General features: G+C 63.3%; 10 protein-coding genes. 3 read left to right on the top strand and 7 right to left on the bottom strand.

Features of this window, described 5'->3' with window-relative positions:
- Positions 1-131 precede the first annotated feature (131 nt).
- Positions 132-1370: a class I SAM-dependent methyltransferase gene (locus tag ACH107_RS06630; protein ID WP_412505163.1), complete on the top strand. Its 1239-nt coding sequence runs from the start codon at positions 132-134 to the stop codon at positions 1368-1370.
- Positions 1371-1401: 31 nt separating this feature from the next.
- Here the strand turns inward: ACH107_RS06630 and ACH107_RS06625 are convergent, their stop codons facing one another.
- The gene (locus ACH107_RS06625; RefSeq protein WP_412505162.1) at positions 1402-2043 is read right to left on the bottom strand and encodes an aminotransferase class IV family protein; all 642 of its coding nucleotides are present in this window, start codon (positions 2041-2043) and stop codon (positions 1402-1404) included.
- Positions 1998-3122 (bottom strand): aminodeoxychorismate synthase component I, encoded by a 1125-nt coding sequence (locus ACH107_RS06620; protein ID WP_412505161.1) that lies wholly within the window; start codon positions 3120-3122, stop codon positions 1998-2000. Before ACH107_RS06620 ends, ACH107_RS06625 begins: the two co-directional genes overlap by 46 nt.
- A gap of 156 nt (positions 3123-3278) precedes the next feature.
- On the opposite strand from ACH107_RS06620, the gene carB reads away from it, so the two are divergent.
- Both carB and ACH107_RS06610 read left to right on the top strand, forming a co-directional pair.
- Positions 3279-6587 carry a carbamoyl-phosphate synthase large subunit gene (gene carB / locus ACH107_RS06615; protein ID WP_412505160.1) on the top strand — a complete coding sequence of 1103 codons (3309 nt, stop codon included), beginning with the start codon at positions 3279-3281 and terminating at the stop codon, positions 6585-6587.
- 206 nt (positions 6588-6793) lie between these two features.
- Positions 6794-6916, top strand: coding sequence for a hypothetical protein (locus ACH107_RS06610; RefSeq protein WP_412505159.1), 123 nt, complete (start codon positions 6794-6796; stop codon positions 6914-6916).
- A 317-nt stretch (positions 6917-7233) separates the two neighbouring features.
- On the opposite strand, the gene ACH107_RS06605 is transcribed toward ACH107_RS06610, so the two are convergent.
- The 5 genes from ACH107_RS06605 to ACH107_RS06585 form a co-directional block, all read right to left on the bottom strand.
- Positions 7234-8937, bottom strand: coding sequence for an ABC transporter ATP-binding protein (locus ACH107_RS06605; RefSeq protein ID WP_412505158.1), 1704 nt, complete (start codon positions 8935-8937; stop codon positions 7234-7236).
- 1 nt (position 8938) lies between these two features.
- Entirely contained in the window at positions 8939-10003 is a 1065-nt protein-coding gene (locus tag ACH107_RS06600; RefSeq protein ID WP_412505198.1) for an ABC transporter permease, read from the bottom strand.
- A gap of 18 nt (positions 10004-10021) precedes the next feature.
- Positions 10022-10978 (bottom strand): ABC transporter permease, encoded by a 957-nt coding sequence (locus ACH107_RS06595; RefSeq protein ID WP_412505157.1) that lies wholly within the window; start codon positions 10976-10978, stop codon positions 10022-10024.
- A 206-nt stretch (positions 10979-11184) separates the two neighbouring features.
- Positions 11185-12792, bottom strand: coding sequence for an ABC transporter substrate-binding protein (locus tag ACH107_RS06590; RefSeq protein ID WP_412505156.1), 1608 nt, complete (start codon positions 12790-12792; stop codon positions 11185-11187).
- A gap of 218 nt (positions 12793-13010) precedes the next feature.
- On the bottom strand, positions 13011-13301 hold the full coding sequence (locus tag ACH107_RS06585) for a hypothetical protein (RefSeq protein WP_412505155.1): 291 nt from the start codon (positions 13299-13301) through the stop codon (positions 13011-13013).
- Positions 13302-13391 lie beyond the last annotated feature (90 nt).

The raw sequence follows: 13391 nt of genomic DNA, 5'->3' as shown, positions 1-13391 counted from the left end.
TTTACAGGCAATTCTTTCTCGGCGAAACTTCCGGCCAATGCGCAGGCCGCCCGTACATATCACAGGGGCACCTCGCCGGGTTCATGCAGGTCTTGTCGCGCTGATCAAAGCGCCGAGTATTGGGGGTGAACATGTGGACCAAAGCCTTGGATGCCCTGCTTTCGCATCTCATTCGCGAGGGCACGTTGACGGTTGCCTTCCCGGACGGGACGGTCCGTAGCTATGGTGACAACGGCACTGCCCGGGCGCAAAGCGTCGCTCTGACATTGCATGAGCCGGCCCTGCCACGGCGCATCGTGCTGTCGCCCGACCTCGCCGTCGGAGAAGCCTACATGAACGGCGAACTCACGATCGAGGGGGATGACCTGCACGGTTTTCTCACGCTGGCCATCCGCAATATCGCCGCGCAGGGGCAACCGTGGTTCCGCCGCCCGCTTGACATGGGGCGCCACATGCTGCGCTACCTGCAACAGTTCAACCCGGTCAAGCGGTCCCGCGCGAATGTCGCGCACCATTACGACCTCAGCGGGGATCTCTACGATCTCTTCCTCGACATGGACAGGCAGTATTCATGCGCGTATTTCCGCGACCCGGCGATGACGCTGGACCAGGCGCAGGACGCCAAGAAGCACCACATCGCCGGCAAGCTGCTGATCGAACCGGGCATGCGGGTGCTCGATATCGGCTGTGGCTGGGGCGGCATGGGCCTGACGCTGGCACGCGACTACGGCGCCGAGGTTACCGGCGTGACCCTGTCGAGCGAACAGCACGCGATGGCCAATGCCCGGGCCGCGAAGGCCGGTCTGTCAGACAAGGCGCGGTTCGAGCTGATGGATTACCGGGACGTCAAAGGCAAGTTCGACAGGATCGTTTCCGTCGGCATGTTCGAACACGTGGGCGTGCCGCATTACAACGAGTATTTCGCGACGGTGCGCGACCGCCTGACAGATGACGGCATCGCCCTGATCCACACGATCGGACGCGCGGGGCCGCCCGGCACGACCAGCCCCTGGATCACCAAGTACATCTTCCCCGGCGGATACGTTCCCGCGCTTTCGGAAACCTCCGCCGCGGTCGAATACCAGGGGCTGGTGACGACTGATATCGAGATATGGCGCCTGCATTATGCCGAGACACTGAAACACTGGTACGCGCGTTTCATGGCGAATATCGACAAGGCCCGGGAACTTTATGATGATCGTTTCTGCCGGATGTGGCGGTATTATCTTCTGGCCTGTGAGCTGACCTTCCGTTTCAACGATCAGGTCGTGTTCCAATTGCAGATGTCCCCGAAACAGGACGCGGTACCCTTGACCCGCGACTACCTGTACCGCGATGATCAGGTGTCCATGTCCCACGCCGCGGAATGAAACCGGTGTTCGGACACGGGCCTCGCCAAGCTCAGCCGACAAACCGCGCGGGGATCAGTCCACGCAGGGAATTGCCGGCATAAATCGCGCTGGCCGCCATCAGATGCTCCATGCCGAGCACCTGCACCCGCGCACGGCCCGTCGCCAGCAACTCCTCGCGCAGAACACCCGGCAGAAGCCCGCTCGCGACAGGGGGCGTCAGCAACCCATCGCCCATCTCGATGAACAGATTGGTGATCGTGCCCTCGGCCAGTTCTCCGATCTCATTGAGGAATACAAGCTCCTCCACGCCCGCGGGCATCGCCGCGCGCGCGGTGTCGTAAAGCGCGCGCTCGGTCGTCTTGACACGCAACCACGGGTTTGCGCTATCCAGCCGATGCGGCGACAGGCCCAAGCGCCAGACCGTGCCTTGCGGCAATGGCGTGAAAGGCGCCGTCATGACCTCGGCGCCACCTCGGCGATCAACCGTCAGGCGGACGCGCATCGGCGCGTCGGCCGCAAGGGTGTCCAGCGTTTCCACCACGTCGCGCGGCACGATCCCGAGCGCCGCCGCCGTTTCTTCCAGCCGTCGAAGGTGGCGGTCCCGGCGGGGAATGCCCGTACCGGGATGCCATCCCATGGTTTCGATCAGGCGGAAGCCGGGCTTGTCAGGCGGGCGAAGCGGGCTTTCCATAGCGCCTCCTCGTACTCGCTCTCTGCCGTGCTGTCATAAACCAGCCCTCCGCCGACATTGAGTGTCGCGCGCGCCCCGTCCAGCATCAGGGTACGGATCGCGACGTTGAATTCCGCCCGACCGTCCGGGGCGGCCCAGCCGATCGAGCCACAGTATATGTCCCGCGGCGCGGGCTCCAGCTCGGCAAGGATTTCCATCGCCCGCAACTTCGGCGCCCCCGTGATCGATCCGCAGGGGAACAGCGCCCGCAGGATATCCCCGAGCCCGGTTTCCGGCAGCATACGACCCGTGACAAGCGATGTCATCTGATGGACGGTGGTGTAGCTTTCCACCGAGAAGAGCTCGGGCACGCGGACGGACCCCGGCACGCATATACGGCTGATATCGTTGCGCAAAAGATCAACGATCATCAGGTTCTCCGCCCGGTTCTTTTCATCCGTCTGCAGGAAATACCGGCGCCGTTCATCCTCGGCCGGCTCGTTGCTTCGCGGCTGCGTGCCCTTCATGGGCCGGGTGGCAATGCGGCCGTCGGCATCGCTGCGAAAGAACAGCTCGGGCGAGCGTGCAAGCAGCGCCGGGCCCTCGTGCTGCTCCACCAGCGCGCCGTATCGCACCGGCTGATGCGCCGCCAGCGCCCGGTACAGTGCCGCCGGGCGGCCCTCGACGGCCATCTCGATGGGGAAGGTCAAGTTCGCCTGATAGATGTCCCCCGAACAGATGTAGTCATGCACCTTCTCGAAGGCGCGCGCGTACTGCGCGACGTCCCAACCGGGCCTCGGCTCCCCGATCGCGGCCCGACCGGCCTGCAGCGGCGGCGCCACACCGGGCCCGGCAAAGGCTCCGAAGCACAGCAGGGGCAGCCGGCGGCGCCCCGGCATCAGGGACCCGAGACGCGGCTCCAGCGCGTACCCGAGTTCATAACTGGCGTAGCCGGCCAGCCAGAGGCCGGCCGCCTGCGCCTCGGCGAGGGCGGCCAAGGCCGCCGGCACCTCGGCGGGTGTGTGGGCCGCGATCAGCCGTTCGGCCTGCGCGAACTGGCAGGCTGTCCCGTCGGGGCCGTGATCGAATCGGATTTGCACCTGATGTGTTCCCTGTTCGCCTTGTGAGCGTTCTAGTGGGCGCGGACGGTCTTGCCACCCTCAAATGCGGCCTTTTCCGCAAGTTTTCCGATCCCCCTTGCACACCTGCGCGCTATGGATATAACGCCATCAATTTGCGCTGCCCACGGGGAAACCATGCCGAAGAGAACTGACATTTCGTCCATCATGATCATCGGCGCGGGGCCCATCATCATCGGCCAGGCATGCGAATTCGACTATTCCGGCGCGCAGGCCTGCAAGGCTTTGCGCGAAGAAGGATACCGCGTCATCCTCGTCAATTCCAACCCCGCGACGATCATGACCGATCCCGGGCTGGCCGACGCCACCTACATCGAACCGATCACTCCCGAGGTCGTGGCGAAAATCATCGAAAGGGAACAGCCCGATGCGCTGCTGCCCACCATGGGCGGGCAAACGGGGCTCAACACCGCGCTGGCAGTGGCCGACATGGGCGTCCTCGAGAAGTTCGGGGCCGAACTCATCGGCGCGAACCGCGACGCCATCGAGATGGCCGAGGACCGCAAGCTGTTCCGCGAGGCCATGGACCGGCTGGGCATCGAGAACCCGCGTGCCACGATCGCGAACTCGATGGACGAGGCGATGGCCGCGATCGAGCACGTGGGCCTTCCCGCGATCATCCGTCCCGCCTACACGCTGGGCGGCACCGGCGGCGGCGTGGCCTATAACCGCGACGATTACGAACACTATTGCAAGTCCGGTCTCGACGCCTCGCCGGTCAGCCAGATCCTGATCGACGAAAGCCTGCTGGGCTGGAAGGAATACGAGATGGAGGTTGTTCGCGACAAGGCGGACAACGCGATCATTGTCTGCTCGATCGAGAACGTTGACCCGATGGGCGTGCATACGGGCGACTCGATCACCGTCGCGCCTGCGCTCACGCTGACGGACAAGGAATACCAGATCATGCGCAACGGCTCCATCGCCGTGCTGCGCGAAATCGGGGTGGAAACCGGCGGCTCGAACGTGCAATGGGCCATCAACTCCGAGGACGGCCGCATGGTCGTGATCGAGATGAACCCGAGGGTCAGTCGCTCCTCCGCGCTGGCCTCCAAGGCGACCGGCTTCCCCATTGCCAAGATCGCCGCCAAGCTGGCGGTGGGCTACACGCTGGACGAACTCGACAACGATATCACCAAGGTCACGCCGGCCAGCTTCGAGCCCACGATCGACTACGTCGTCACCAAGATCCCGCGCTTCGCCTTCGAGAAATTCCCGGGGTCGGAACCCACGCTGACCACGGCGATGAAATCGGTGGGCGAGGGCATGTCGATCGGCCGGACGATTCACGAGTCCCTGCAGAAGGCGCTCGCCTCCATGGAAACCGGGCTCTCCGGCTTCGACGAGGTCGAGATTGACGGTGCGCCGGACAAGGCCGCCGTTATCAAGGCGCTCAGCCAGCAGACGCCCGACAGGATGCGCACCATCGCGCAGGCCATGCGGCACGGGCTGACGAACGACGAGATACAGCTGGCGACGAAGTATGACCCTTGGTTCCTTGAACGGATTCGCGAAATCGTCGATGCCGAGCAGGACGTCCGCCAAAACGGCCTGCCCGCCGACACCGAGGCACTGCGCCGGCTCAAGACGATGGGCTTCACCGACGCCCGGCTGGCGGCCCTGACGGGGTTCACCGAGGCCGACATTCGCCGCGCCCGCCATGCGGCGGGGGTCACCGCGGTGTTCAAGCGGATCGACACCTGCGCGGCCGAATTCGAGGCGCAGACGCCGTACATGTACTCGACATACGAGGCGCCCGTCATGGGCGACGTGGAATGCGAAGCCCGCCCGTCGGACCGCAAGAAGGTCGTCATCCTCGGTGGCGGCCCCAACCGGATCGGGCAAGGCATCGAGTTCGATTATTGCTGTTGCCACGCCTGTTTCGCGCTTACCGATGCGGGCTACGAAACCATCATGATCAACTGCAACCCCGAGACCGTCAGCACAGATTACGACACGTCGGACAGGCTCTACTTCGAGCCGCTGACATTCGAGCACGTGATGGAAGTCCTGCGGATCGAGCAGGAGAACGGCACCCTGCACGGCGTCATCGTCCAGTTCGGAGGGCAAACGCCGCTGAAACTTGCCAATGCGCTCGAGGCCGAAGGCATCCCGATCCTCGGCACGTCCCCCGACGCGATTGACCTTGCCGAAGACCGCGAAAGGTTCCAGGCGCTGGTCAACCGGCTCGGCCTCAAACAGCCGAAGAACGGGCTGGCCTTCACCGATGCGCAGGCATTGTCCATCGCGGAGTCCATAGGCTTTCCTCTTGTCATTCGCCCGTCCTACGTGCTTGGCGGCCGTGCCATGGAAATCGTGCGGGACATGGCCCATCTCGAACGCTATATCGCCGAGGCGGTGGTGGTGTCCGGCGACAGCCCGGTTTTGCTTGATGGCTATCTGGCCGGCGCGATCGAATGTGACGTCGACGCGCTGTGTGACGGTGAAACCGTGCATGTCGCGGGTATCCTGCAGCACATCGAGGAGGCGGGCGTCCATTCGGGCGACAGCGCCTGTTCCCTGCCACCCTACACGCTGTCGCGCGATACCGTGGCCGAAATCGAACGCCAGACCGAGGCGCTCGCCCTCGGGCTGGATGTGCGCGGGCTGATGAACGTTCAATTCGCCGTCAAGGACGACGAAATCTACCTCATCGAGGTCAATCCCCGCGCCTCGCGCACGGTCCCCTTCGTGGCCAAGGCCACCGACTCGGCCATTGCCTCCATCGCCGCACGGCTCATGGCGGGCGAAAAGATGTCTGCCTTCCCGCATCGCGGGGCATACCCCGCCGACGCGAAGCCGGGCAGCCTGCCCATGGCCGACCAGATGACCCTGGCCGATCCCGACATGCCATGGTTCTCCGTGAAGGAAGCCGTGCTGCCCTTTGCCCGCTTCCCGGGGGTCGATACCATCCTCGGGCCCGAAATGCGGTCCACCGGCGAGGTCATGGGCTGGGACGTGTCCTTCCCCCGCGCCTTCCTCAAGGCGCAGATGGGGGCGGGCACGCATCTGCCCGAAAGCGGCAAGGTCTTCTTCTCGATCAAGGACGAGGACAAGACGGAACAGCTGGTGGACACGGCCCGCACGCTGGTCGAGTTGGGTTTCGACCTCGTGGCGACACGGGGCACGGCGGGTTTCCTCGCCGCGCACGAGATAGCCTGTGACGTCGTCAACAAGGTCTACGAAGGCCGGCCCAACGTGGTGGACATGCTCAAGGACGGGCAGATCGCCGTTGTCATGAACACCACCGAAAGCGCCCAAGCCGTCGAGGACAGCCGCGAGATTCGCTCGGTTGCGCTCTACGACAAGATCCCGTATTTCACCACGGCGGCGGGCGCACACGCCGCCGCGCTGGCGATGCGGGCCCGTCAGGACGGGGACCTCGTGGCGATGCCGCTGCAGGGGCCATCGGAGGCGCGCGACTGATCAGGGCCGCACACTGCGTAAGGCCCTGATACAGAAACAAGAATTTAATATGCGCGCTAGTCATGCCGTTTTCCCAGATCCGGTATGACGGAATTGCATGAATTTTCGGCCAGGCGGTCATTGCGCCGTCACGTTTTTTCATTATTTGTCGGTCTAGGCGCAGTTCAGCGCTTACAATTGCAACCTTCAGACGTCAGGAGGCCGAGATGACCCGCGATGAACTGAACCGCGAACTCCGGATGCACAGCGCCACCTGGCAGGCCGTGGTGTTGTTTTATGGTGTGATCGTCGGAACGCTGGTTTTTTCCGCCATGGCGATCACCGCCTGAACCGTCCCGTACAGCAGCCGACAAAACAGGCGCCGGGCGGGAAAACAACCGCCGGGCGCCTTTCTTTGTATACCTGTGAACCCCATTCTCCGCATGGAGGCAGGCAATGGACCGTGACCAACTCAACCGCGAACTCCGGATGCACAGCGCATCCTGGCCGGCAGTGCTGATTTTCTACGCCATCATCGTCGGAACGATGGCATTCAGCGCGATGGCCATTCTCTGATGTCCGCGTCCGGGCCATGTCCGCGCGCGGAACCCCTCAAAAAGAAGACCGCGGGCGGTATCAGCCGCCCGCGGTTTTTTTCTTTCGGGCTTCAGCCTTGCGTGCCTTCGACCTTTTCGTCTTCCGGGTCAATCTTCGAGGTGGCCGCGTCACCAACGTTGTCGACCCCCCTCTCTTCCAGCAAGGTTGACAGCCACTCCGGATCCATTTCGGGCACGGAGCTCAGCAACAGGTCGGTATAGGGGTGGTGCGGCGGCGTGAACATCTTGTCCTTCGCCCCCTGATCCACGACTTTGCCGTGCTGCATGACAACCACCTCGTCAGCGATCGACCGAACAGTCGCCAAGTCATGCGTGATGAACATGTAGGCAAGGTTCAACTCGTTCTGCAGCCGGTCCAGAAGTCTTAGGATGCCTTCGGCAACCAACTGGTCAAGCGCCGAGGTCACCTCGTCGCAAATGATGAAGCTGGGCTCGGCAGCCAATGCCCGCGCGATCCCGATCCTCTGTTTCTGCCCCCCCGACAATTCGGGCGGGAACCTGTTGTAGAATTTGGCGGGCTCAAGCTCGATGAGGTCAAGCAGCTCGTCCACGCGGTTCTTCAACGCGGTACCTTTGAGCCCGGAATAGAACTGTGCCGGTCGCCCTATGATCTCGGCGATCTTCACCTTCGGGTTCAAGGCCGTGTCGGCCATCTGGTAGATCATCTGGCACTGCCGAAGCTGTTCCTTCGATCTGTCCTTGTAATCCGGCGGGAAAGGTTCGCCCTTGAACAGCACTTCCCCCTTGGAGGGCGGCAGCAGGCCGGTGATCACGCGCGCCGTCGTGGATTTCCCCGAGCCGGACTCGCCCACGACAGCGACCGTCATCCCCTCGTAAATGTCAAAGCTGACATCATCGAGCACCTTCTCACCGCCGGTGTAGGAGGCATCGACGTTCTTGACCGAAATGAGGGGGGGGGACCCGTCGGTCGGCCGCGATTTCTGGGGCCGCTTGAAGCTGCGGACGGCCCAAAGGGACTTGGTGTAATCCTCCTGCGGATTGTCCAGCATCTCCTTCGTCGGCGCTTCCTCGACCTCTTCTCCCCTCAGCAGGACCTTGATCGTGTCAGCCATCTGCGCCACGACCGCCAAATCATGCGTGATGTAGATGGCCGCGGTGTTGAACTGGTCCACGATATCACGGATCGCCGCCAGAACCTCGATCTGCGTGGTCACGTCAAGCGCTGTCGTCGGCTCGTCGAAGATGATCAGGTCCGGCCGGCAGGACATCGCCATTGCGGTCATCGCCCGCTGCAATTGTCCGCCCGAAACCTGGTGGGGATAGCGAAAGCCGATCTCGTCTGGATTGGGAAGCCGCAGGCGGTTGTAAAGGTCCACCGCGTCTTCCTGTGCTTCCAGCCGCTTTTTCAACCGGTACTGGACCGGCGCCTCGGTGTGCTGGTCAATCAGTTTGTGTGCCGGGTTGAATGATGCAGCCGCCGATTGCGCGACATAGGCGATGCGGTTCCCGCGCAGCGCGCGCTTTTCGGCTTCGCTGGCGGTTGTCAGCTCCATCCCGTCGAACTCGATCGACCCGCCGGATATCCGCGTGCCGTCGCGGGCATAGCCCATGGCGGCCGCGCCGATCGTCGATTTGCCGGCGCCGGATTCCCCGATCAGGCCCATCACCTCCCCGCGATGGAGGGTCAGGTCTACACCCTTGATGATGTCGACCCACGTTTCGTCCGAGTACCCCTGGATCTGGAGATCCTTGACCTCCAGCAGGATGTCACTTTCCTTGAACTTCTTTGCCATCTTATGTCTCCTTGAGGCCGGAGGACCGCCACAGCATCCAGTCCACCACGAAGTTGACCGACACGGTCAGCAGCGCGATGGCAGCCGCGGGAATCAGGGGCGTGATATCCCCGAACGAAATCAGCGTCGCGTTCTCGCGCACCATCGAGCCCCAGTCCGCCGTGGGCGGCTGGATGCCAAGGCCGAGGAACGAAAGCCCCGCCACCAGCAGGAACACGAAGCAGAATTCCAGCCCGAACTCCGCGATCAGCGGCGCGGTGGAGTTGGGCAGGATTTCGCGGCGGATCAGGTACCACGTGCCTTCCCCGCGCAGCTTCGCCGCCTCGATATAGTCCATCACCACGATGTTGCCGGCGACCGCGCGGGTCAGGCGGAAAACTCGGGGCGCATAGATGATCGCGACCGCAATGATGATGACGCTTATATCGGGCCCGAAGATCGACAGCATCAGAAGCGCGAAGATCAGCGACGGGATCGACATGATCACATCGGCGAGCCGACCCATGAACTGGTCGAACCAGCCGCCCTTGGTGGCGGCCAGCAGCCCGGCAAGCGCGCCGAGGACGAAGGCCGCGACCGTTGCGGCCAGCGCCAACCCGACCGAGTTGCGCGTGCCGTAGATGATCCGGCTGAAGATGTCGCGGCCCAGCTGGTCGGCCCCGAGCAGCATGTTTTCGTCCCGCGGCGCAAACGCCGAGGCGATCACCTCCGCCTCGCCATGCGGCGCGATCAGCGGTGCGAAGATACCCATGATCACGTAGGTGAAGATGACGAACATGCCGAATGCGGCTGTCAGGGGCGCGGTGCGCAATTCCTTGGCCATCTCTTCGGAGGACATGGCGATCAGGAATTCCTTGAACCCGTAGGAAACCATGCCGGCCAGCGCCAGCAGGCCGGCAATCGCCGCCACCGTCTGCAGCGCCCCGACGCCGCCGACGATCCCCAGGATGAAGGACACCAGCGTGAGCGAGAACAGCAGCATGAAGACCGAACGCTTGTTCAGATACGCCGCGACGCAGGAGGCGGCCAACAGAACCGTGTAGTAGCCGAATATGAAGACTGAGATACTCATCTGTCCACCCCCTTACTTCGGATGCCGCAAACGCGGATTGGTCAGGATCGCGCCAACATCCGCAGCCAGGTTCAGCAGGATGAAGGTGGCGGCGAAGATCAGGCAGCAGGCCTGAACAACCGGGAAGTCACGCTTGCTCACGGCGTCAACGAGTGCCTGCCCGATGCCGGGATAGACGAAGACGACCTCGACCAGCACGACGCCCGTGATCAGGTACGCGAGGTTGAGCGCCACGACGTTGATGATCGGCGCCCAGGCATTCGGCAGGGCGTGCTTGACGATCACCCGCCACGGCGGCGCCCCTTTCAGCCGCGCCATCTCGATATAGGGCGATGCCAGCAGGTTGATGATCGCGGCCCGCGTCATGCGCATCATGTGCGCCGTCACCACGAGAACCAGCGTGAGCGCCGGCAGGAAGGTGCGGGACAGAAGCTCCCCGATCGTCATGTCCTCGCTCAGGCTCGAAATCGCGGGGAACATGCCCCACTTGACCGCAAAATAGAGGATTAGGATGTACCCGAGGAAGAATTCCGGGCTCGAGATCGAGGTCAACGTCACGACGTTCGCCACGCGGTCGAAGATCGAGTTGCGCAGCAGCGCGACGATGATGCCGAGGATGATGGCGAACGGCACCGCGATCACGGCCGCGTACGCCGCCAGGAACAGCGTGTTCATGAAACGGTCGCTGATCGTGTTGGCCACGCTTTCCCCGGTGACGATCGAATTGCCGAAGTCGAAGAAGATCGCACCGCTCAACCAATCGAGGTAGCGAAGGATCGCGGGCTGATCGAGCCCCATTTCCTTGCGCAGGGCGGCGACGTTCTCTTCGGTGGCGCCCTGCCCGAGCACGGCCGTCGCGATGTCGCCCGGCAACAATTCGACCATGAAAAAGATGATGACCGAGATGACCAGAAGAATGATCGCCCCAAGCCCGAGCCGTCTCGCGATCAGCCCCAGTATGTCTCCCATTTGTCCCTCCTGCTGTTGAACCCGACCGTGCCGCGATGTCCCATGCGCGGTCAGCTTAACAGTTTTTCTTGCGGGTCAGGGCGCTGCGCTCGTCTGGCAGTGCCCACCCCGACTGGTGGCCCCGGTGATGAGATGGGAAGAAATCTGCACCGACCGGGCGGTGAAGGTCCGGCGCCGCCGCGCCGGACCCGTCCTGCAAAACACGTTTACCCGAACCACCAGCGGCTCGCCGCACGCGCACCGTCCATCTGCCAGCTTGCCGCCAGATCCGGGCCGTGCTTGACGTTGCTGCGCCGCGCATACACGAAATTCGAGAAGAACGGGATCAGCGTGCCCCCGTCATTCCGCGCCAGCATCGCCATCTCGCGGTACATCTCGGCGCGTTCCGCGTCGTCCAACTCGGATTTCGCCTGAAGCAGAAGCTCGTTGAAACGCTCGTTCTGCCAATGGCTTTCGTTCCACGACGCGTCCGCCTTGTAGGCCAGCGAATACATCACGTCCGGTGTCGGGCGCGCGCCCCACTGAACCACGCACCACGGGTCCTTCAGCCAGACGTCGGAATAATACCCGTCGCTGGGCACCCGGCTCACCTTGATGTCGATGCCGGACGCCTTGGCCTGTTCCGCGAAGAGCACGCACATGTCCACCGCCCCGGAGAACACCGAGTCGGCCACCTTGAGCTCCACCGACAAGCCTTCTGCGCCAGCCTTCTTGAGCAGAGATTTCGCCTGGTCCGGGTCATATTCCCGCTGCGGGATGTCATCGGGCCAGTAGGGCATCGCCGGCGAATGGTGGAAATCATTGCCCTTGGTCGCCGCGCCGAACACGATCTTCTCGATCACCTCGTCGCGGTTCATCGACAGCTTTATGGCGTTGCGCACATCGACGTTGTCGAACGGCGCGACATCGCAGAACATCGGCATCGTGATCGCCGAGGCCGACGGCACGTTGTCGATCTCGATGTTCGGGTCGCGCTCCAGCAGGGCAAGCGTCTTGAGTTCGAGCTGCGTCACCGCGTCCACGTCACCCGTCACCAGCGCGGTCTGACGCGCGTTCGGGTCGTTCAACACGATGATCGTGACCTCGTCGAAATAGGCGCCGTCAAGGTGCCAGCCATCGTGGCGCTGCAGATGATAGCGCACGCCGAACTCCGTCTCGACCAACCGGTAGGGGCCGCAGCCGTCGCCCGATTGCCAGTCGATGCTGCCGTCGTCGTTCGCGGGGCAGATGGCGAAGTGATAATCCGTCATCAGCCATGGCAGGTCGGCGTTGCCGGTCGCCATCTTCAGCGTCACCGAGTGGTCGCCGTTGTCGACGATGTCCTCCACATCCGACAGGAGCGCTTTCGCCGCCGAGGTCGAATCGTCCCCGCGGTGGTGGTTCAGCGACGCGACAACGTCATTCGCCGTGACCTTCTTGCCGCTGTGGAACGTCGCCCTGTCATTCAGCCTGAAGGTCCATTCCGTCGCATCGGGGCTTGCCGACCATTCCGTTGCCACGTCCGGCCCGAGCGACCCGTCGGGCTCGATCAGCGTGAGGTAGCTGCGGAATGTGTGGATGAGCATGATCATCGAATAGGTGACGTAGGTCCCCGGATCGTGGCTGTCCGACGTGTTGCCGTCGTGCGCGCCAAGACGGAAACGCCCGCCGCGTGAAGGCTGCGCCTGTGCCGAGCTGCTCCACAGCCCGGTTGCCGCCGAGGTTGTCATCCCCGCCGCCAGCGAATAGTTCATGAAGGAGCGGCGGGATATCTTGCCCTCGCGTGCTGCTGCCACCACCCGGTCTACCAGACCCTGATCCTTGATTTTCGTCATGATGTCTCCCTGAGATTACCCTGAGGTGATTTGTCCCAAGGCTCGTCGGAGCCAAGAGCACCTGCTTCAGTTTATCGCGCCCTGCGCGCCAAGTTATTGAAATCGTAAGCAGGTTGATGAAGTGCGTTCGTGTTTTCGTTGCCCCCTTTTCCGGACCGGGATCACCCGGTCAACGGCAGTGACCCGGCGCGGTCGCGCGCCGGGCCTTTTCTTGCCGCTCAGCCGGCAAACCACCAGCGGCTCGGTGCGCGCGCACCGTCGAGCTCCCAACTCGCGGCAAGGCTGTCACCGCGCATGACGTTGTTGCGCCGCGCGTAAACGAAGTTGTTGAACATCGGGATGATCGTGCCGCCGTCATTCCGGGCCAGCATCGCCATCTCGCGGTACATTTCCGCCCGCAGGCCATCGTCCAGTTCGGACTTGGCCTGAAGCAGCAGCTCGTTGAAGCGTTCGTTCTTCCAGCGGCTTTCGTTCCAGTCGGCATCCGCCTTGTAGGCCAACGAGTACATCACATCCGGCGTGGGGGGGGGGGCCCCCCCCCCCCCGCCCCAAACCGTTATTCTCCCACCCGCCCGACTTTATCCCGGCGTGGGGCGCGC

The organism is Roseovarius halophilus (ex Wu et al. 2025) (assembly GCF_047086965.1).
Note: the sequence above shows the minus strand (reverse complement) of the source record. Positions and strands in the feature narration are given on the sequence as shown.